The 20172-nt window shown below is 70.6% G+C and carries 18 protein-coding genes; all 18 read left to right on the top strand.

Annotation, left to right across the window (positions count from 1 at the left end):
* Positions 1-12 precede the first annotated feature (12 nt).
* The 18 genes from paaD to nuoH all read left to right on the top strand — a co-directional run bounded on the left by paaD (position 13) and on the right by nuoH (position 20171).
* On the top strand, positions 13-489 hold the full coding sequence (gene paaD / locus ACN265_RS29385) for a 1,2-phenylacetyl-CoA epoxidase subunit PaaD (RefSeq protein ID WP_420117129.1): 477 nt from the start codon (positions 13-15) through the stop codon (positions 487-489).
* The gene (gene paaE, locus ACN265_RS29380) at positions 486-1628 is read left to right on the top strand and encodes a 1,2-phenylacetyl-CoA epoxidase subunit PaaE (RefSeq protein ID WP_421410719.1); all 1143 of its coding nucleotides are present in this window, start codon (positions 486-488) and stop codon (positions 1626-1628) included. Before paaD ends, paaE begins: the two co-directional genes overlap by 4 nt.
* A gap of 446 nt (positions 1629-2074) precedes the next feature.
* Positions 2075-3421, top strand: a complete 1347-nt coding sequence (locus ACN265_RS29375; protein ID WP_421410718.1) for a hypothetical protein — start codon at positions 2075-2077, stop codon at positions 3419-3421.
* Positions 3352-4179, top strand: a complete 828-nt coding sequence (locus tag ACN265_RS29370) for an endonuclease/exonuclease/phosphatase family protein (RefSeq protein ID WP_420117132.1) — start codon at positions 3352-3354, stop codon at positions 4177-4179. Before ACN265_RS29375 ends, ACN265_RS29370 begins: the two co-directional genes overlap by 70 nt.
* A 1-nt stretch (position 4180) precedes the next feature.
* The gene (locus ACN265_RS29365) at positions 4181-4903 is read left to right on the top strand and encodes a hypothetical protein (RefSeq protein ID WP_420117133.1); all 723 of its coding nucleotides are present in this window, start codon (positions 4181-4183) and stop codon (positions 4901-4903) included.
* 160 nt (positions 4904-5063) lie between these two features.
* Complete coding sequence (mqnC, locus tag ACN265_RS29360; RefSeq protein WP_420117134.1) at positions 5064-6254, top strand: cyclic dehypoxanthinyl futalosine synthase; 1191 nt, start codon at positions 5064-5066, stop codon at positions 6252-6254.
* 490 nt (positions 6255-6744) lie between these two features.
* On the top strand, positions 6745-7992 hold the full coding sequence (locus ACN265_RS29355) for an LPXTG cell wall anchor domain-containing protein (protein WP_421410717.1): 1248 nt from the start codon (positions 6745-6747) through the stop codon (positions 7990-7992).
* Positions 7993-8155: 163 nt separating this feature from the next.
* Complete coding sequence (locus tag ACN265_RS29350) at positions 8156-8866, top strand: demethylmenaquinone methyltransferase (RefSeq protein WP_421410716.1); 711 nt, start codon at positions 8156-8158, stop codon at positions 8864-8866.
* Between the two features lie 67 nt (positions 8867-8933).
* On the top strand, positions 8934-9155 hold the full coding sequence (locus ACN265_RS29345; RefSeq protein ID WP_204925766.1) for a hypothetical protein: 222 nt from the start codon (positions 8934-8936) through the stop codon (positions 9153-9155).
* 135 nt (positions 9156-9290) lie between these two features.
* Positions 9291-10565: a geranylgeranyl reductase family protein gene (locus tag ACN265_RS29340; RefSeq protein WP_421410715.1), complete on the top strand. Its 1275-nt coding sequence runs from the start codon at positions 9291-9293 to the stop codon at positions 10563-10565.
* A gap of 135 nt (positions 10566-10700) precedes the next feature.
* Positions 10701-11066, top strand: a complete 366-nt coding sequence (locus ACN265_RS29335) for an NADH-quinone oxidoreductase subunit A (RefSeq protein WP_067300536.1) — start codon at positions 10701-10703, stop codon at positions 11064-11066.
* Positions 11067-11080: 14 nt separating this feature from the next.
* Positions 11081-11758, top strand: a complete 678-nt coding sequence (locus tag ACN265_RS29330) for a NuoB/complex I 20 kDa subunit family protein (RefSeq protein WP_088646158.1) — start codon at positions 11081-11083, stop codon at positions 11756-11758.
* A gap of 112 nt (positions 11759-11870) precedes the next feature.
* Positions 11871-12608 carry an NADH-quinone oxidoreductase subunit C gene (locus ACN265_RS29325; protein WP_363650140.1) on the top strand — a complete coding sequence of 246 codons (738 nt, stop codon included), beginning with the start codon at positions 11871-11873 and terminating at the stop codon, positions 12606-12608.
* A 55-nt stretch (positions 12609-12663) separates the two neighbouring features.
* A complete protein-coding gene (locus ACN265_RS29320) occupies positions 12664-13989 on the top strand; it encodes an NADH-quinone oxidoreductase subunit D (protein WP_204925769.1) in 1326 nt (441 codons plus the stop codon).
* The gene (gene nuoE / locus ACN265_RS29315; protein WP_204925770.1) at positions 13986-15086 is read left to right on the top strand and encodes an NADH-quinone oxidoreductase subunit NuoE; all 1101 of its coding nucleotides are present in this window, start codon (positions 13986-13988) and stop codon (positions 15084-15086) included. The genes ACN265_RS29320 and nuoE overlap by 4 nt, the downstream gene beginning before the upstream one ends.
* Positions 15083-16399 carry an NADH-quinone oxidoreductase subunit NuoF gene (gene nuoF / locus ACN265_RS29310; RefSeq protein WP_363650146.1) on the top strand — a complete coding sequence of 439 codons (1317 nt, stop codon included), beginning with the start codon at positions 15083-15085 and terminating at the stop codon, positions 16397-16399. The genes nuoE and nuoF overlap by 4 nt, the downstream gene beginning before the upstream one ends.
* Positions 16399-18825 (top strand): NADH-quinone oxidoreductase subunit G, encoded by a 2427-nt coding sequence (locus ACN265_RS29305; RefSeq protein WP_421410714.1) that lies wholly within the window; start codon positions 16399-16401, stop codon positions 18823-18825. The genes nuoF and ACN265_RS29305 overlap by 1 nt, the downstream gene beginning before the upstream one ends.
* Positions 18822-20171, top strand: a complete 1350-nt coding sequence (gene nuoH / locus ACN265_RS29300; RefSeq protein ID WP_204925773.1) for an NADH-quinone oxidoreductase subunit NuoH — start codon at positions 18822-18824, stop codon at positions 20169-20171. The genes ACN265_RS29305 and nuoH overlap by 4 nt, the downstream gene beginning before the upstream one ends.
* Position 20172: the final 1 nt, after the last annotated feature.

Genomic DNA, 20172 nt, shown 5'->3' with positions numbered 1-20172 from the left:
GGGACGGCGGCGGTGACCGACCCCAGGACGGCCGTCGCGGCGGTGGTGGACCCGGAGATCCGGGTGATCACCATCGACGAGCTGGGCATCCTGCGGGCGGTCGACGAGGACCCGGCCACCGGGCGGGTGGTCGTCACGATCACCCCCACCTACACCGGCTGCCCCGCGATGGACGTGATCCGGGCCGACATCCGGCGGGCGCTCGCGGTCGCCGGGCACCCCGACGCCGAGGTCCGCACGGTCTTCAGCCCCGCCTGGAGCACCGACTGGATCTCCGCCGACGGCCGGGCCAAGCTCGCCGCCGCCGGCATCGCCCCGCCCGCCCCGCGCGGCGACGGCACGGCGGTGCCGGTGACCCTGGCGGTGCGCTGCCCGCGCTGCGGGTCGCCGGAGACCGCACAGCTCAGCCGGTTCGGCTCCACCGCGTGCAAGGCGCTGTGGCGCTGCCGGTCCTGTTCCGAACCCTTCGACCACCTGAAGGCGCTGTGACTGTCACGATCTCCCGCCCGGTCCGTCGCCGGCCGGCCTTCCACCCGCTTGCGGTCGCCGCCGTGGACCGGCTCACCGACGACGCCGTGGCGATCACCTTCGCGGTGCCCGAGGAGCTGCGGGCCACCTTCGCGTTCTCCGCCGGCCAGCACCTGACCGTACGGCTGCCCGCGCCGCCGTCGGACGCGGCCGGCACCGGCGGCGGGCCCGGGGCCGGTGCGGACGTGCGGCGGTCGTACTCGATCTGCTCGACGCCGGACGACCTGGCCCGGCACGGCCGGCTGCGGATCGGGGTGCGGGAGATCCCCGGCGGTGCGTTCTCCAGCTACGCCTGCGGCGCGCTGCGGCACGGCGACACCGTCGACGTGCTGCCCCCGCTGGGGCACTTCACCAGCGCGTTCACGCCGGACCGGGTGCGGCACTACGGCGCGGTGGCCGCCGGCTCCGGCATCACCCCGGTGCTCGCGCTGGTCGCGACCGCGCTGGCCGTCGAACCGGCCAGCACCTTCACCCTGGTGTACGGCAACCGCACGGCCGGCACGGTGATGTTCGCCGAGGAACTGGCTGACCTCAAGGACCGCTACCCGACCCGGCTGCACCTGGTGCACGTGCTGTCCCGGGAGCCGGGCGAGTCGCCGCTGCTGTCCGGCCGGATCGACGCCGACCGGCTGACCCGGCTGCTGGACACCATCGTGCCCGGCGACGCGATCGCCGAGTGGTTCCTCTGCGGCCCCTACCAGTTGGTGCTGGACGCGAAGGCGGTGCTGACCGGCCGGGGCCTGCCCGAGTCGGCGGTGCACACCGAGCTGTTCCACGTCGACACCCCACCGGAGCCGGTCCGCCGCAGCGGCGAGTCGACCGGCGGCGCGGAAGTGACCATCGTGCTGGACGGCCGGTCGTCCCGGTTCACGATGGGCCGCGACGAGCGGGTGCTGGACGCGGCGCTGAAGGTGCGCGGCGAGCTGCCGTACGCGTGCAAGGGTGGGGTCTGCTCGACCTGCCGGGCGAAGGTGGTCTCCGGCGCGGTGACGATGGCCCGCAACTACGCCCTGGAGCCGGACGAGGTGGCCGCCGGGTACGTGTTGACCTGCCAGGCCAGCCCGGTGACCGACGAGCTGACGGTCGACTACGACGGGTGACGGTGAGCGGGCTGGTCCCAATCCCGCCAAGCGGCCTGTCCCGCCGTCCAGCCGCACCGGGACCAAGCTCGGACTCTGGGATTGACGGAGCCGCCCAAGTGTCGGTTCGGAGACAGCCCGTGCTTTTGATGGATTGGCCGGGCTCCGTGGACATGGCAGTCGGGAATGTACGACTGAGAGGCGGTCGTCGCGCCGTTTGCCGCTGATCGAGAATGACCTGCTGGCGTCACGGGCCCGTACGGGAGGGCCTTCTTGGTCGGCCTCCCGACCATGACAAATCAGATGGGCGAGCCCATGTCAACGGCGGTGAAGAAACATACCCGTTCGGTCATTCCCGCCCCCTACCCCCGCACGATGTTCTTCATTGACGCGTCTCGCTAGGGTTCTCCGGCAATCAAACGCTGTGTCCCAAGGCGCACACTCTGGGCGATCTGATCGGAGAGCGCGTGACGCTGAGTGAGAAGACGGCCCGTGGCAACGAGCCGTTGTCGGCGCATGAACCTCAGCGTGAACCCGCCGGTCCGACTCGCGGCCGGCTCCGGAGCCTCGGACGGCGGATAGCCGATCTGGGTCCCTTCGCGCTCATCTTCGCGACCTACAGTCTCCTGGTCGATCATCTACCCAATCAGTGGTTCAGCCAGGACTGGGTGCGTTATGCCTTTGCCGTGCTGGCCGCCCTGTGCGTGGGGATCGCCCTCAAATGGCTCGTCCAGCGGCCGGGGCTGCAGAGATTCCTTGGCCCTTCGTTGGCTGCCGGCACCATGCTGCCCGGGGGCCGGGAACCGCAGCCGAGGCCGTTCGTCTCCGCACGGCAGATCATGGAGGGCACCCGGAGTCGGTTGATGGCCGATCTGCGTACCTTCAGCGGGAGCCAGGGGGAGGTCTTCGGCTGGTCGCAGTTCATGGGGGAGCAGGTCCCGCCGAGCGCCATCGGGACGTCGTACGGCCTTCGGATCGCCCTCGCCCTGGACATCAGGGAAGCGCGGCTCGACCGCCGACGGCTGGTGGAGAACGTGGTGGCGCTACAACGGCCGGCAGGGGGTTGGGTCGCCCGCTCACAACAGGATGTCGCCCGGCCGGAAGTCACGGCCTGGGTGCTCACCGCACTCGTGCGAACGGGCCTGGATCCCGCCATGCGCTCCGAGCTGGTGGGACAACTCGAACGCATGATGACGCCAGATGTCGACACTGTCGGCTGGCAGCGCGTGACTGTTCTCAGTTCGGCGATCTCGGCGCTCGCCGAGGTTGAGCCCGGCTCGGCCAAGCTCGACGAGTTGACGACCCACCTGGTGAAGGGGGCCGTCCGGCAGCAGGCGGAGGGGGAACCGTCATGCATGTCCTGGGGCATGACAGTGAACCACGGGAATGCGGTATCCGTACCGCACACCGCGAGAGCCGTGGTGGCTCTCCGCAAGGCGGCTCAGGCCGTTCGCGGTGACCGACGGGAGAAGCTCGACGAGTGTGTGGACGCGGGCATCGAATGGCTGATCCGAAACTCCCACTACGACGTCACTGATGAACAGCTACGACGGTTGACCAGTGCGGGCGACGCGATGGACACCATCATCGTCGGTCACTTCACGCCGGCCTGGGTGGCGCGGGCATTGATGTGTCGCGCGGTCGACGAGCGGCGCCTGCCGCACCTGCGGCAGGCGGTCAGGGCAGTGCTCGATCTTCAAGAGAATGGGGTGTGGAAGTGGAAAGAGGAGCGAAAGGAGCCCACATGGATGACCTATCAGGGGGTGCTGGTCGTACGGGACTACTCGATGCTGAATCTTCCCTGGCCACCCTGACCGATCGGATCCGGGTCGCGACCTGGAACGTCCGGGAGGGATTGCCCGCCGCGAGTGACGACGTGACCCGCCGGCCAGAGGCCCTGGCCCAGATGGTCGATCTCGTGGACGAGTTCGACATCGACGTGCTCGCCCTACAGGAGGTGGACTTCACCGCCGAGGGCGAGTCGGAGGTCCTGTCGGCGCTGCTCACCAGAACGGCGTTGCAGTACGCGGCCACCATGCCGCTCTCCGAGTCGTCGTTCGAGAAGGGCAAGCGGGCGGGTGTCGCTGTCGCCAGCCGCTACCCGGTCAGCCGGATCGGGGGAGTCGTGCTGCCCAACCCGCGGCTCTCCACCACCAGGGGCCGCACCGTCATGGCGCTGCACGACAAGGGAATGGTGTCCTGCACGCTCGATTTCGGGTTCACCGAGGTGACCGTCGCTTCGCTGCATTCGTTCCCCTTCCACCGGTTTGGTCGGGACGCTGGTGAGCCGGCGTTCTCCGGGATATGGAAGTCGGTGTCGGCGGCCCTGCCCCGGTCCGACAGCGGACAGGTGGTCATTTGCGGTGACTTCAACACGGAGGATCGCGACCTCGTGCTGGGCTCGATGGAGAACCCGATGGTCCGGGCGTTCGGCGAGATGGCAACGCACAACGGAATGGCCATCGACGACATTCTCTTCTCGGCTGACCTGTCGCCGGCGGTCGAGCCGAAGCTGGTGAGCAATTTCTCGGATCACGAACTATGTATGGTGGATCTCGTGTCGAGGTGGTGACATGTCGTCGCTCGTGCTGGACGCAAGCTCGATGTCGTCTGTCGAGCGGCAGATCATGGCGGCACTCGCCGGCAGTTCGGGGCAGCCGTCCGGGTCGGCCATCAGCATCCTGCGGCGGCTTGGCCGGCCGGAACGGTTGAGCGCCCTGCTCACCGAGTTACTGGACGACGACTCCCGCGCGGACGCTGTGGCCGCTCGTTCGCATCCGCATGCTCTCGGCTTCGACAAGTTCATTCTGGCCACCTTCGGTGACCTCGGCCAGTTGCGTATGCACGTCTGGTGGCCCGGGCGGGCCAGGATGCGCGAAGATATCCATGATCACCGCTTCGACTTTTCCTCGGTGGTGGTCGCCGGTCGACTCGACTGCCGCTACTACCATCCGGCCAGGAGCGGAGCGATCCTCACCCGCTATCGGGAGTCGAGCCGGGACGGCGAATCCGCCTGGCGGTTCGACCTCGTGGACATGGTGTCCGTACGGGAGACCCTGGCAGTCCAACTCACGCCAGGCTCGTCCTACTCGATGCCGTACGACCTGCTGCACCGGGTGGAGGCGGCGTCGACCACCACGGTCACTCTCATGCTCCAGGGACGTCTGTCGCGTGCCTGGTCGTCGGTCCTGATGGACACCACCGAGAAGGTGCCTGAGCGGCTGGGTCGGCGCACCTTCGACACCGAGGAGATGCGTGGCAGGTTGATGGCGCTGCGAAGCCATCTCGCCGCCTGATGGCGTGAGGAGTCACGGGCAGGTCACCCGGACGGGCCCGACTGCCCGCGCCGGGCGAGGTGGGTGGGTTTTCCGGTGTGCACCGGGTGCCGGTGGGGTGCTCGTCACCCGCCCCCGGTGCTGTGCGGAACCAGCAGGCAGCCCGGCGTACGCTCGGGATGTGACGGCGAACCGGGAGATCGACGACATCCTGCAACGCGGCGCTGACGGCGGGCGGATCACGCCCGAGGAGGCGCTGCTGCTCTACACCGAGGCGCCCTTCCACGCGTTGGGCGAGGCGGCGGACGCGGTACGCCGGCGGCGCTACCCGGACAACATCGTCACCTACCTGATCGACCGCAACATCAACTACACCAACGTCTGCGTGACGGCGTGCAAGTTCTGCGCCTTCTACCGGGCCCCCAAGCACGCCGAGGGCTGGACCCACCCGACCGAGGAGATCCTGCGTCGCTGCGGCGAGGCGGTCGAGCTGGGCGCCACCCAGGTCATGCTCCAGGGCGGCCACCACCCGGACTACGGCGTGGAGTACTACGAGGAGCTGTTCTCCTCGGTCAAGACGGCGTACCCGCAGCTCGCGATCCACTCGATCGGGCCGAGCGAGATCCTGCACATGGCGAAGGTCTCCGGCGTCAGCCTGGACGAGGCCATCGCCCGGATCAAGACCGCCGGGCTGGACTCGATCGCCGGCGCCGGGGCCGAGATGCTGCCGGACCGTCCGCGTAAGGCGATCGCCCCGCTCAAGGAGTCCGGCGCGCGCTGGCTGGAGGTCATGGAGCTGGCCCACCGGCAGGGCCTGGAGTCCACCGCGACGATGATGATGGGCACCGGCGAGACCAACGCCGAGCGGATCGAGCACCTGCGGATGATCCGCGACGTGCAGGACCGCACCCGTGGGTTCCGGGCGTTCATCCCGTGGACGTACCAGCCGGAGAACAACCACCTCAAGGGCCGCACCCAGGCCACCACCCTGGAGTACCTGCGCCTGGTGGCGGTGGCCCGGCTGTTCTTCGAGACCGTGCCGCACCTGCAGGCGTCCTGGCTGACCACCGGCAAGGACGTCGGGCAGCTCGCCCTGCACATGGGCGTCGACGACCTCGGTTCCATCATGCTGGAGGAGAACGTCATCTCCTCGGCCGGCGCGCGGCACCGGTCCAACCTGCACGAGCTGATCGGCATGATCCGTTCGGCGGACCGGATCCCCGCCCAGCGGGACACCCTCTACCGTCGGCTGGCGGTGCACCACACCCCCGCCGACGACCCGACCGACGAGCGGGTGGTGTCGCACTTCTCCTCGATCGCCATGCCCGGCGGTGGCGCCGGCCGTACGCTGCCGCTCGTCGAGGCCCGCTGAGCCATCCCGACCGTCACTACGGGTAACCGATCAGGTCGTTGCGGTGACTGGCTGAATGGGTCCGGGTGTCGGCCCAGGGGATATTCGTGGTCGCCGTTCGGCCGAGGCGGCGCGGGACCAGCCCGCACAAGAGGCGGCAATTGGGGCGGCGTGCGGCACGCTGGGCGGATATCCCGCTCCCGGCGCTGCGGCGCGGGGGTTGGCGTGGCGCGGCGGTGCCCGCTAACGTGCGCCCGACGTACCTCCGCCCACCGCCTGCGGCGAGCGGATGACGAGTGTCGTACGTCCTCCATCGGCCCGGGAGGGCCGTTCATATAAAACGGGGGCGGGACGGGTGACCGTCCCGCCCCCGCTCTTCGTCCGTTCGGCCCCGTCTCGGGTAAAAACGCACGTCACGGCTGGCGTACCGGCGTCGATCTCGGATAACGTCCGCTCGGTTCGCCACATCAGTCACACCTTTCCCAGCAGTCCCTAGCCCCCCGGGGGATCGATGACTCTGTTCCACCGCTCGGCCCTGGCCCGCCTCGGCGCCGTGGCCCTGCTCGCCGTCGGTGGCCTGGCCACCGTCGCCGCCCCGGCCAGCGCCGCCGACCAGGCGCAGCTCGACCTCGTGCCGCTCAGCTCCCAGCTGGCCCTGGGCGTCAAGGAGGCCAAGGCCAAGCCGTTCAAGTTCTCCGTGCAGAACGTCCGTGGCACGGTCGACGCCAAGGACGTGAAGGTCACCGTCGAGACCGCGGGCCTGAAGGCGAACAAGGTCGGGGTGCTCAAACCGGACGCCTGCGACGTCAGCGGCACCGCGTTCACCTGCTCCCTGTCCGACCTGGGGGGCACCACCGACGACATCGCCGCCGGCACCACCGAGGAGTTCGGCATCCCGCTGTTCGGCACCGACACGCGCGGCAAGGGTGGCGTGCTGAAGGTGACCGTGAGCGGGTCCAACACCACCTCGGACTCGGTCGACCACGACATCATGGTCGTCAAGCCCGGCTACGACCTGACCACCTGGGTGCAGGACGTCTACGCCGACGTGGTGGTCGACGGTGACGAGGCCGGCGAGAGCGGACTGACCGGCGTCAAGCCCGGCGGCACCGCCCCGCTGGACTGGGCGCTCTACAACGGCGGCAGCCGTCGGGCCACCGGCATCTTCTACGGCATCGCCCTGCCGGACGGCGCCAGCTTCGTCGACCTGCCGGAGAGCTGCGTCACGCAGGACCTGGGCGGCGTGGTGGCGTACTGCGAGGACAGCGGCGCGGTGCTGCGGCCGGGCGAGTTCTACACCGCCGACGTACGGGTGAAGGTCGGCACGGGCGTCACCGAGAAGGTGCTCACCCCGGGCGTCCTGTTCGCCGCCGGGCTGACCGAGGCCGAGGGCACTCCGGAGGAGGAGCCGCAGGTCGCCAGCAAGGCGCAGCGCAAGGTCTTCACCGAGACCGACGACGGTGACAACACCTCGCTGTTCGACGTGTTCGTCGACCTGAGCACCGGCCCGAGCCCGAGCCCGACCGCTGAGCCGAGCCCGAGCACCAGCGGTCAGCCGAGCCCGAGCACCAGCGTCAGCCCGACGACCGGTGGTGGCACCGGTGGCGGCGACGGCGGTCTGCCGGTGACCGGCGCACAGGCCACCCTGATCGGTGGCATCGGTGCCGTCGTGCTACTCGCGGGCGGCGCGCTGCTGATGCTCGCCCGTCGGCGTCGGCTGGTGCTGGTGGCACCGGGCGACGAGAAGCCGCGGAGCTGACCGGAGGCAGGTCTTCCGTACCACGGTAGGACGGCGGGCGGGGTGGTCATCCACCCCGCCCGCCGTGCGTCCGTCCCACCCCCGCGCCGGCAGGCCGCCGGCCGACCCGGGTCGGGTCGGACCCAGCGGTGGGTGGGTGGGGTCAGGCTGGCAGAGTGGAGGGGTGAGTCGCACCCCGCAGGGCCAGCGCGCCGGCCTGGACAAGTCGCCACCCGAGGTCGCCGCGATGTTCGACGGGGTGGCCGCCCGTTACGACCTGACCAACACGGTCCTGTCCTTCGGGCAGGACCGGTCGTGGCGACGGGCCACCCGGGCGGCGCTCGGGCTGCTCCCCGGCGAGCGGGTGCTGGACGTGGGTGCCGGCACCGGCGTGTCGACGCAGGAGCTGGCCCGCTCCGGGGCGTACGCGGTGGGCGCGGACCTGTCGCAGGGCATGCTGCAGGCCGGCCGGCGGGTCCGTCCGGAGGTGCCGCTGCTGGCCGGGGACGCGCTGCGGCTGCCCTTCGCCGACGCCTCGTTCGACGCGGTGACGATCTCCTTCGCCCTGCGTAACGTCAACGACCCCGACGCGGCCCTGCGGGAGCTGGCCCGGGTGACCCGGCCGGGCGGGCGGCTGGTGGTCTGCGAGTTCAGCACGCCGGTGAACCCGGCCTTCCGGACGGTCTACCTGTCGTACCTGATGCGGTCGTTGCCGACGGTGGCGCGGACGGTGTCCAGCAACCCCGACGCGTACGTCTACCTGGCCGAGTCGATCCGGGCCTGGCCGGACCAGGCGGCCCTGGCGGCGCGGGTCGGTGCGACCGGTTGGGGCCGGGTGGCGTGGCGCAACCTGACCGGCGGGGTGGTGGCCCTGCACCGGGCCGTCCGAACCTGACCGAGGGTGAACGACATCTTTCCCTGATGTCCATATTTATCGCTTTTCGGCGCGTAAGCTCCCCGGCATGACCGGAGTAGTGCCCACCGACCCGACGGCCCTCGGCGACGACGATGCCGCCGAGCTGGTCGCCCAGCTCAGAGAGTTGGCCGGCGCGGACCCGACCGAGGTCCGTCAGGTGGTGGCCGAGGTGCTGGGTGCCCTCGACCGGGCGGCCGGCGGAGCGCTGCGTGACCACCTGCCGGCGGCGATCCGGCCCGAGGACGGGCTCGACGTCGCCCGGCACTGAGGGACGAACCCACCCCGACCGGCATGTTTCCAGGAAGTTAGGTACCCCTCACCCGGCAGCGGAGTAACCACGGTCATAGACTCCAACCCGATCGGGCTTGTGAAGCATTTCACGAGCGTGCGGGAGGAGGCGCAGATGACTTCGGTGGAGAACGACGCCGACGTGATCGTGGTGGGCGCCGGTCCCGGCGGATCGGCGACGGCGTACCACCTGGCGCGGCACGGCGTACGCGTGCTGCTGCTGGAGAAGACCGAGTTCCCCCGCGAGAAGGTGTGCGGGGACGGGCTCACCCCCCGGGCGACCCGGCAGCTCATCCGGATGGGCGTGGACACCTCGCCCGAGGCCGGCTGGCTGCACAACAAGGGCCTGCGGGTGATCGGCGGCGGGGTACGCCTCGAACTGGACTGGCCCGACCTGGCCAGCTTCCCCAACTACGGCCTGGTCCGCACCCGGCTGGACTTCGACGACCTGCTCGCCCAGCGGGCGGTCTCCGCCGGTGCCGAGCTGCGGACCAACGTCAACGTCATCGGCCCGGTGCTCGACGGCGACGACCGGGTGGTCGGGGTGACCGCCGAGGTCGGCCCCGACCGGGAGCCGGCCACCTTCCACGCCCCGCTGGTGGTCGCCGCGGACGGCGTCTCCGGCCGGTTCCCGCTCGCCCTCGGCCTGGCCAAGCGGGAGGACCGGCCGATCGGCGTCGCCGTGCGGCGTTACTACCACTCGCCGGCCAAGCACGACGACGACTACCTGGAGTCCTGGCTGGAGCTGCGCAGCAAGGACAGCGACGCGCTGCTGCCCGGCTACGGCTGGATCTTCGGCCTCGGTGACGGCCGGGTCAACGTCGGCCTCGGCGTGCTCAACTCCTCCTCCGCGTTCGGCAAGACGAACTACCGGCGGCTGCTCACCGACTGGCTGGCCAACACCCCGGCGGACTGGGGGATGACCGACGAGGCGAACGCCGACGGCCCGATCCTCGGCGCGGCGCTGCCGATGGGCTTCAACCGGGTGCCGCACTACACCCGGGGGGTCCTGCTGGTCGGCGACTCCGGCGGCATGGTCAACCCGTTCAACGGCGAGGGCATCGCGTACGCCATGGAGTCCGGCGAGCTGGCCGCCGAGGTCATCGTGCAGGCACTGGCCCGGCCGGCCGGCCCGGAGCGGGAGCGGGCGCTGACCGCGTACCCGCAGGAGCTGAAGGCCCGGTTCGGTGGCTACTACCGGCTCGGCGGGATCTTCGTCAAGCTGATCGGCCGGCCCGAGGTGATGCGGATGGCGACCAAGCACGGCATGCCGCACCCGATGCTGATGCGCTTCGTGCTCAAGCTGCTGGCCAACCTGACCGACCCGCGCGGCGGGGACGCGATGGACCGGGTCATCAACGCGATGACGAAGGCGGCCCCGGCCGTCTAGACCGACCCGCCCGAGGCCAACGGCGGTCGCGGGCGGGACAAGAGATCGACCCCCGCTGACGGACGTCACGGTGGATGTGAATAGTGTGAATTTTGTCAAGCACCTGGGGCAGGGGAAGGACGAGCAGGAGAAAAGATGTCGCTCTCGCCTTACGCACCGATCATCGGGCTGTTCGCCCTCGCCGCGGCGTTCTCGCTGTTCTCCGTGGCCGCCGCCCGCTTCGCCGGTCCCCGGCGCTACAACAAGGCCAAGCTCGAGGCGTACGAGTGTGGGATCGAGCCCAGCCCGCAGCCGGTGGGCGGGGGGCGGTTCCCGATCAAGTTCTACCTGACGGCGATGCTCTTCATCGTCTTCGACATCGAGATCATCTTCCTCTACCCCTGGGCGGTCTCCTTCGACGCCCTGCCGATCTTCGGCTTCGTGGAGATGGTCCTGTTCATCGTCGCGGTCTTCGTCGCGTACGCCTACGTGTGGCGGCGCGGCGGGCTGGACTGGGACTGAGGGAGGAACGTCAGATGGGCATCGAGGAGAAACTCCCCGCCGGCGTCCTGCTCACCTCCGTGGAGAAGCTGGTCAACTGGTCGCGGAAGTCGTCCGTCTGGGGCGCCACCTTCGGCCTGGCCTGCTGCGCCATCGAGATGATGGCGGCCGGGGGCCCGCACTACGACATGGGCCGCTGGGGCATGGAGGTCTTCCGCGCCTCGCCGCGCCAGGCCGACCTGATGATCGTGGCCGGCCGGGTGAGCCAGAAGATGGCCCCGGTCCTGCGCCAGATCTACGACCAGATGGCCGAGCCCCGCTGGGTGCTCTCCATGGGCGTCTGCGCCAGCAGCGGCGGCATGTTCAACAACTACGCGATCGTCCAGGGCGTCGACCACGTCGTCCCGGTCGACATGTACCTGCCGGGCTGCCCGCCCCGCCCCGAGATGCTCATCGACGCGATCCTCAAGCTCCGCGAGAAGATCATGTACGAGCCGCTGGGCCCGAACGGCCGCAAGATGCAGGCGGCCCGCCTGGAACGCGGCGACGTGCCCGTGGTGCCGTACGGCTCGATGCCGTCGTCGTACCGCAACGACAAGGCCCGCCGTGCCGAGTGGACGAAGGCTGTCCGCGAGGGGCGCGAGGAGCAGTTGCGGATCGAGAACTGGATGAACGCCCAGAACCACCTCCAGTCGCAGAGGGGCCCCAAGTGAGCGCGAGGAGTGCAGCGAAGCGGAGCCCCATCCGCCCGCGCGAGGAGCGCGAGGAGCGAGCCCCGCAGTCGCGGGCAGGGGACGACGCAGTCGCGAACGGAGGGCAGGCACGGTGACCGCGCCGAACGACAGGAAGAACGACGGCGGGGTGCCGGTACCCGTCACCCCGGCCGGTGCGACCAGCGGTGCTCCCGCCGAGCTGCCGCCGTCCAGCCCCGCCGGGCGTGGCATGTTCGGCATGCAGGGCACCGGCGACGTGTCCGGCTACGGCGGCCTGGTCCGCCACCGCACCCCGATCGAGGAGGCCCCCCGGCCGTACGGGGGCTACTTCGACGAGGTGCGCGACGCGCTGGAGGAGGCGTACCCGCAGTTCGGCGACGCGATCGAGAAGGTCGTCGTCGACCGGGGCGAGCTGACCCTGCACGTCCGCCCGGAGCGGATCGCCGAGGTGTGCCAGGTGATGCGGGACGACCTCGCGCTGCGCTTCGAGCTGTGCTCCTCGGTGTCCGGAGTGGACTACCTCGGTGCCGACGAGCGCCGGCTGCACGTGGTCTACCAGCTCACCTCGATGACCTACCGGCGTCGGGTCCGGCTGGAGGCGGCAGTCTCCGCCGAGCACCCGCACCTGCCCAGCGTCACCGCCGTCTACCCGACGGCCGACTGGCAGGAGCGCGAGGCGTACGACATGTTCGGGGTCATCTTCGACGGCCACCCCAACCTGACCCGGGTCCTGATGCCCGACGACTGGGAGGGCCACCCGCAGCGCAAGGACTACCCGCTCGGCGGCGTCCCCGTCGAGTACAAGGGTGCCGAGATCCCGCCGCCGGACCGCAGGAGGTCGTACCAGTGAGCGCGAGGAGTGCAGCGAAGCGGAGCCCCGCAGTCGCGAACGGAAGGCTGGCGCAGTGACCACGTCCAACTACGCGACCGAGCGGGAGACCACCGAGGGCCGGGTCTTCACCGTCACCGGTGGGGACTGGGACCAGGTCGTCTCCGGCACCGACCCGATCAACGACGAGCGGATCGTCGTGAACATGGGTCCGCAGCACCCGTCGACGCACGGCGTGCTCCGGCTGATCCTGGAGCTGGAGGGCGAGACGGTCCGCGAGGCCCGCTCGGTCGTCGGCTACCTGCACACCGGCATCGAGAAGAACCTGGAGTACCGCAACTGGGTACAGGGTTCGACGTTCGTGACCCGGATGGACTACCTCGCCCCGATCTTCAACGAGACGGCGTACAGCCTCGCGGTGGAGAAGCTGCTCGGCATCACCGACGACATCACCGAGCGGGCCACCACGATCCGCGTGCTGATGATGGAGCTGAACCGGATCTCCTCGCACCTGGTCTGGCTGGCCACCACCGGCATGGAGCTGGGCGCGATCTCGATCATGCTGTACGGCTTCCGTGAGCGGGAGTACATCCTCGACATCTTCGAGACCATCACCGGCCTGCGGATGAACCACGCGTACGTCCGTCCGGGCGGGGTGGCGCAGGACGTCCCGGACGCCGCGATCGTCAAGATCCGCGAGTTCCTCGCGATGATGCCGAAGAAGCTCAAGGAGTACGAGGACCTCCTCTCCGGGCAGCCGATCTGGACCGAGCGAACCCAGGGCGTCGCGGTGCTCGACGTGACCGCCTGTGTCGCGCTCGGCGTCACCGGCCCGGTGCTGCGCTCCGCCGGCCTGGCCTGGGACCTGCGCAAGACCATGCCGTACTGCGGCTACGAGACGTACGAGTTCGATGTGCCGACCCACCCGGACGGTGACGTCTGGGGCCGCTACCTGGTCCGGCTCGCCGAGATCCGGGAGTCGCTCAAGCTGGTCGAGCAGGCGTTGGACCGGCTGCGGCCGGGGCCGGTGATGGTGGCCGACCGCAAGATCGCCTGGCCGGCGCAGCTCGCCATCGGCGTGGACGGCATGGGCAACTCGCTGGAGCACGTCGCCAAGATCATGGGTCAGTCGATGGAGTCGCTGATCCACCACTTCAAGCTGGTCACCGAGGGCTTCCGGGTCCCGCCGGGCCAGGTGTACGTCGGCATCGAGTCGCCCCGGGGCGAGCTGGGCGTGCACGCGGTCTCCGACGGTGGCACCCGGCCGTACCGGGTGCACTACCGGGAGCCGAGCTTCGTCAACCTCCAGGCCCTCCCGGCGATGGCCGAGGGCGGCCTGATCGCCGACGTGATCGCCGGTGGCGCCTCGCTGGACCCCGTGATGGGTGGTTGTGACCGATGACGACGTTTACTGAAGAGACCCGGGTCCGGGCGCGGGAGATCATCGCCCGGTACCCGGCCGACCGGTCCCGCTCGGCGTTGCTGCCGCTGCTGCACCTGGTGCAGGCCGAGGAGGGCTACGTCTCCCCGGCCGGGGTGGCGTTCTGCGCCGAGGTGCTGGGGCTGAACAAGGCCCAGGTCGGCGCGGTGGCCACCTTCTACACCATGTACAAGCGCCGGCCCACCGGTGACTACCTGGTCAGCGTCTGCACCAACACGATGTGCAACGTGCTCGGCGGGCAGGAGGTCTACGACACGCTCGCCGAGCACCTCGGCGTCGGGCACGACGAGACCACCGCCGACGGGAAGATCACCCTGGAGCACGCCGAGTGCCTGGCGGCGTGCGACTACGGCCCGGTGATGACCGTCAACTACGACTTCTTCGACGGCGTCGACCCGCAGGGCGCGGTCGGTGTGGTGGACGAGTTGCGCGCCGGGGGCCGGCCGATGCCGACCCGGGGTGCCCGGCTCTGCACCCTCAAGGAGATGGCGGTGCAGCTCGCCGGCTTCGCCGACGAGCGTGAGGGCGCGGTCGCCGACGGCGGACCGGGCGAGGCCACCCTGCGTGGCCTGCGCCTGGCCGAACAGCACGGCATCACGGCACCGGGCTACGACCCGAAGACCCCGATCCGCAGCAAGGCCGAGGCCGACCGGGCCGCCGCCGAGGCCAAGGCGAAGGCCGAGGCCGCCAAGGCTCCCGCGCCGGCCGCCCCGGCGGCGAAGCCGGAGCAGGTCACCGGCAGCACCGCGCCGGACGTGAAGGCCCCGGACGACAAGTCGCCGCAGGTGCGTACCGCCGAGACCCGGCAGCCCGACGCGGCCACCGCCGTGCCGGACGCCCCCGGCACCCGGGTCCCGACCGACGGCGCGCCACCGGCCACCCGCGACGCGCAGGCGGCGCAGGCGGCCGGGGTGGCCGCGAACGCCCCCGCCGGTGACGGCAAGCCCGCCGGCGACGAGGCCGGCGCGCAGGAGCGCAACCTCAAGGAAGCCGAGGCGGAAACGGGCGCTGCGGGCGCGGGCTCCGCCGTCGCGAGCGAGACGGGGGCCAAGAAGTGACCACTCCCCGGCCGGAGACCCTGGCCAAGCTGACCCCGGTGCTGACCCGCCGCTGGCTCTCCCCGGACGCCTGGCGGATCGGCGCCTACGAGAATCTCGACGGCTACGCCGCGCTGCGTAAGGCCCTCAAGGCCCACCCGGACGACCTGATCCAGCTGATCAAGGACTCCGGGCTGCGTGGGCGGGGTGGCGCGGGCTTCCCCACCGGCCTCAAGTGGGGCTTCATCCCGCAGGGTGACGGCAAGCCGCACTACCTGGTGGTCAACGCCGACGAGGGCGAGCCGGGCACCTGCAAGGACCTGCCGCTGATGACCCACGACCCGCACTCGCTGGTCGAGGGGGTCATCATCGCCTCGTACGCGATCCGGGCCAGCCGGGCCTACATCTACATCCGGGGCGAGGCGGTGCACGCCGCCCGCCGGCTGCGTAACGCGGTGGCCGAGGCGCAGGCCAAGGGCTACCTCGGGCGCAACATCCTGGGCACCGGGTTCGACCTGGAACTCGTGGTGCACTCCGGTGCCGGGGCGTACATCTGCGGCGAGGAGACGGCGCTGCTGGACTCGCTGGAGGGGTTCCGGGGTCAGCCCCGGCTCCGCCCGCCGTTCCCGGCCACCCACGGCCTGTACGCCAGCCCGACGGTGGTCAACAACGTCGGCACCATCGCCAGCGTGCCGTACATCGTGCTGGGCGGTGCGGACTGGTGGAAGTCGATGGGCACCGAGAAGTCGTCCGGGCCGATGATCTACTCGCTGTCCGGCCGGATCGCCAACCCGGGTCAGTTCGAGTGCGGCCTGGGCGTCACCCTGCGCGAGCTGATCGAGCTGGCCGGCGGGATGCAGCCCGGTCACCAGCTCCGGTTCTGGACGCCAGGTGGCTCGTCGACCCCGCTGCTCACCGCCGAGCACCTGGACGTGCCGCTGGACTTCGAGGGGGTGGCGGCGGCCGGCTCGATCCTGGGCACCACGGCCACCCAGATCTTCTCCGACCAGGACTGCCCGGTCTACGCGACCTACCGGTGGCTGGAGTTCTACCACCACGAGTCGTGCGGCAAGTGCACCCCGTGCCGCGAGGGCAACTACTGGATGGTCCGGGTCTACCGGCGGATCCTCGCCGGCCAGGGCACCCACGAGGACCTGGACACCCTGCTCGACACCTGCGACAACATCCTCGGCCGCTCGTTCTGCGGTCTGGGTGACGGCGCGACCAGCTCGGTGACCTCGTCGTTGCAGTACTTCAAGCAGGACTACCTCGACTACATCGAGGGGCGTACCGCGCCGAAGCTCTCCGACAAGCAGCTGGTTGGAGCCCACTGATGACCGACGTGGCGAAGGCCGCCGAGACCGTAACGCTCACCATCGACGGCGTCGAGGTCACCGCCCCCAAGGGGGCGCTGCTGATCCGGGTCGCCGAGCAGTTGGGCACCGAGATCCCCCGGTTCTGCGACCACCCGCTGCTGGCCCCGGCCGGCGCCTGCCGGCAGTGCCTGGTCGAGGTGGAGGGGCAGCGCAAGCCGGTCGCCTCCTGCACCCAGACCGTCGCCGAGGGCATGGTGGTCCGCACCCAGCTCACCTCCCCGGTCGCCAAGAAGGCGCAGGAGGGGGTGATGGAGCTGCTGCTGGTCAACCACCCGCTGGACTGCCCGATGTGTGACAAGGGTGGTGAGTGCCCGCTGCAGAACCAGGCGATGTCCACCGGCCGTACCGACTCGCGCTTCCACGAGCACAAGCGGGAGTACGAGAAGCCGATGGAGATCAGCACCCAGGTGCTGCTCGACCGGGAGCGCTGCGTGCTCTGCCAGCGCTGCACCCGGTTCTCCGAGGAGATCGCCGGCGACAAGTTCATCGACCTGATGGGCCGGTCGTCCGCCGAGGAGATCAACATCTACCGGGACGACGCGTACGGCGCGGAGGGCGACGAGGGTGACGTCCCGTTCAACTCGTACTTCTCCGGCAACACCGTGCAGATCTGCCCGGTCGGTGCGCTCACCGGGGCGCAGTACCGGTTCCGGGCCCGCCCGTTCGACCTGGTCTCCAGCCCGAGCGTCTGCGAGCACTGTTCGGCCGGCTGCGCGCAGCGCACCGACTGGCGGCGGGGCAAGGTGCTGCGCCGCCTCGCCGGGGACGACCCGCAGGTCAACGAGGAGTGGAACTGCGACAAGGGGCGGTGGGGCTTCCAGTACACCCGCGCCTTCGACCGGCTCACCTCCCCGCTGGTCCGCGACGAGAAGTCCGGTGAGCTGCGGGAGGCGTCCTGGAGCGAGGCGCTGACCCGGGCCGCCGACGGGCTGCGGGCCGCCCGCGACGAGGGTCGCGGCACGGCGGTGCTGACCGGCGGCCGGCTGACCGTCGAGGACGCCTACGCGTACGCGAAGTTCGCCCGGGTCGCCCTGAACACCAACGACATCGACTTCCGGGCCCGGCCGGTCTCCCGCGAGGAGTCCGACTTCCTGGCCAGCACCGTCGCCGGGGTCACCGACGTGACCTACGCCGACGTGGAGAAGGCGTCCTCGGTGGTGCTGGTCGGGCTGGAGCCGGAGGAGGAGTGCCCGATCCTCTTCCTGCGGCTGCGCAAGGCGTACCTGAAGAAGAAGCTGACGGTCTACGCGATCGCCCCGTTCGCCACCCGGGGCCTGGAGAAGCTCGGGGCCAAGCTGGCCCGGGTGGTGCCGGGCGAGGAGGCGAGCGTGCTCGCCGAGCACGACACGGTGGCCGAGGCGCTGAGCGCCGAGGGCGCGATCCTGTTCGTCGGCGAGCGGCTGGCCGGCGTACCCGGTGGCCTCTCTGCCGCCGCGGACGTCGCCCGGCGTACCGGTGCGAAGCTGGCCTGGGTGCCGCGGCGCGCGGGTGACCGGGGTGCGGTCGACGCGGGCTGCCTGCCCAACCTGCTGCCCGGCGGGCGTCCGGTGACCGAGCCGTCGGCCCGCGCCGAGCTGGGCGAGGCGTGGGACATCCCGGCCGGGGTGATCCCCAGCCAGGCCGGTCGGGACACCGACCAGATCCTGGCCGCCGCCGCGAACGGTCAGCTCGGCGCCCTGGTGGTGGCCGGTGTGGACCCGGCCGACCTGGCCGACCCGAGGCTGGCCGAGCAGGCGCTCGACGCGGTGCCCTTCCTGGTCAGCCTGGAGCTGCGCAACTCGGCGGTGGCCCGTCGGGCCGACGTGGTGCTGCCGGTGGCCCCGGTGGTCGAGAAGGCCGGCAGCTTCCTCGACTGGGAGGGCCGGCTGCGCACCTTCGAGGCGGTGCTGCACACCGCCGCGATGACCGACGCCCGGGTGCTGGACGCGCTCGCCGCGCAGCTCGACGTCCGGCTCGGCACCGGCGACGTGTCGAGCATCCGCCGGGAGTTGGGCGCGCTGCCGCCGACCCGGGCGGACCGGCCGGTCAGCCCGTCGGTAGCCCCGGCGACCGTGCCCCAGCCGGGTGCGGGCGAGGCGGTGCTGGCGACCTGGCACCAGCTGATCGACCTGGGCAGCCTCACCGACGGTGACGAGCACCTCGCCGGCACGGCCCGTCCGCCGGTGGTCCGGCTGGGCAAGGGCACCGCCGAGACGCTCGGCGTGGCCGACGGTGACCCGGTCACGGTGGGCACCGACCGGGGTGCGGTCACCCTGCCGGCGGCCATCACCGAGATGCCCGACGGCGTCGTCTGGCTGCCGACCAACTCGCCCGGTTCGACCGTACGGCGCAGCCTCGGTGTGGCGTCCGGCACGGTGGTCCGGATCTCCGGAGGTGCACAGTGAACACCCTCCTGGCGCAGGACCCGACACTGGCGGACTTCGGCAGGGACCCGTGGTGGCTGGTCCTTATCAAGATCGTCTTTGCCTTCGTCTTCGGTCTGCTCGCCACCCTGCTCGGCGTCTGGTTCGAGCGGCGGGTCGTCGGCTACATGCAGGTCCGGCCCGGCCCCAACCAGGTCGGCCCGTTCGGCCTGCTGCAGACCCTCGCCGACGGCCTCAAGATGGCCTTCAAGGAGGACATCCTCCCGAAGGCCGCCGACAAGGTGGTCTACTTCTTCGCCCCGGTCATCTCGGTGGTCTGTGCGGTCACCGCGCTGTCGGTGATCCCGTTCGGCCCGATGGTGAGCATCTTCGGCCACCGGACCCCGTTGCAGGTCACCGACGTGCCGGTGGCGGTGCTGGTGCTGCTGGCCTGCTCGTCGCTGGCCGTCTACGGCATCGTGCTCGGCGGCTGGGCCTCCGGCTCGACGTACCCGCTGCTCGGCGGCCTGCGCTCCAGCGCCCAGATGATCTCGTACGAGGTCGCGATGGGGCTGAGCATCGTCGCGGTGTTCATGACCGCCGGCACCATGTCCACCAGCGGGATCGTCGCCGCCCAGGGGGACGCCACCCGGCTCACCATCGGCGGCGTCGAGATCCCCGCGCCGGGCTGGTACGCGATCCTGCTGCTGCCCAGCTTCATCATCTTCTTCATCGCCACCGTCGGTGAGACCAACCGGGCGCCGTTCGACCTGCCCGAGGCGGAGTCGGAGCTGGTCGCCGGCTTCATGACCGAGTACAGCTCGCTGAAGTTCGCGCTGTTCATGCTCTCCGAGTACGTCGCCATGGTGACCATGTCCGCGGTCACCACGACGCTGTTCCTCGGCGGTTGGCGGGCCCCCTGGCCGATCACCCTGTGGGCCGACGCCAACACCGGCTGGTGGCCGATGCTCTGGTTCTTCGGCAAGGTGCTGATGCTGGTCTTCGTCTTCGTCTGGCTCCGGGGCACCCTGCCCCGGCTGCGCTACGACCAGTTCATGCGCTTCGGCTGGAAGGTGCTGCTGCCGATCAACCTGGTCTGGATCCTCGTCCTGGCCGGGCTGCGCTCCATCGAGGACTGGCAGTCGCGGGACCGGCTGCTCGCCACCGCCATCGGCGCGGGCGTGCTGCTGCTGGCGACGCTGCTGTGGCCGAGCCGCAAGCCGGCCCCGAAGCCGACCCCGCAGGAACAGGCCGACAACCGGCCGTACGGCAGCTTCCCGCTGCCCCCGCTGGATCTACAGGTACCACCGAGCCCGCGTACCAAGCGCGTGGTCGCCGAGCGGGAGCCGGCCAACATCGCCACCGGCTCGGACTCCAGGGAGGTGTGAC

The organism is Micromonospora sp. WMMD730 (assembly GCF_049178955.1).
Lineage (GTDB): Bacteria > Actinomycetota > Actinomycetes > Mycobacteriales > Micromonosporaceae > Micromonospora > Micromonospora wenchangensis.
The sequence above is the reverse complement of the archived record's forward strand: the minus strand, read 5'-3'. Positions and strand labels throughout refer to the sequence as shown.

Coding starts and splice junctions, on each gene's coding strand:
- ACN265_RS29335 (WP_067300536.1), top strand. CDS start 10,701: ATGTCGCTCTCGCCTTACGCACCGATCATCGGGCTGTTCGCCCTCGCC.
- ACN265_RS29365 (WP_420117133.1), top strand. CDS start 4,181: ATGTCGTCGCTCGTGCTGGACGCAAGCTCGATGTCGTCTGTCGAGCGG.
- ACN265_RS29355 (WP_421410717.1), top strand. CDS start 6,745: ATGACTCTGTTCCACCGCTCGGCCCTGGCCCGCCTCGGCGCCGTGGCC.
- ACN265_RS29305 (WP_421410714.1), top strand. CDS start 16,399: ATGACCGACGTGGCGAAGGCCGCCGAGACCGTAACGCTCACCATCGAC.
- ACN265_RS29345 (WP_204925766.1), top strand. CDS start 8,934: ATGACCGGAGTAGTGCCCACCGACCCGACGGCCCTCGGCGACGACGAT.
- nuoE (WP_204925770.1), top strand. CDS start 13,986: ATGACGACGTTTACTGAAGAGACCCGGGTCCGGGCGCGGGAGATCATC.
- ACN265_RS29370 (WP_420117132.1), top strand. CDS start 3,352: ATGGATGACCTATCAGGGGGTGCTGGTCGTACGGGACTACTCGATGCT.
- ACN265_RS29340 (WP_421410715.1), top strand. CDS start 9,291: ATGACTTCGGTGGAGAACGACGCCGACGTGATCGTGGTGGGCGCCGGT.
- ACN265_RS29330 (WP_088646158.1), top strand. CDS start 11,081: ATGGGCATCGAGGAGAAACTCCCCGCCGGCGTCCTGCTCACCTCCGTG.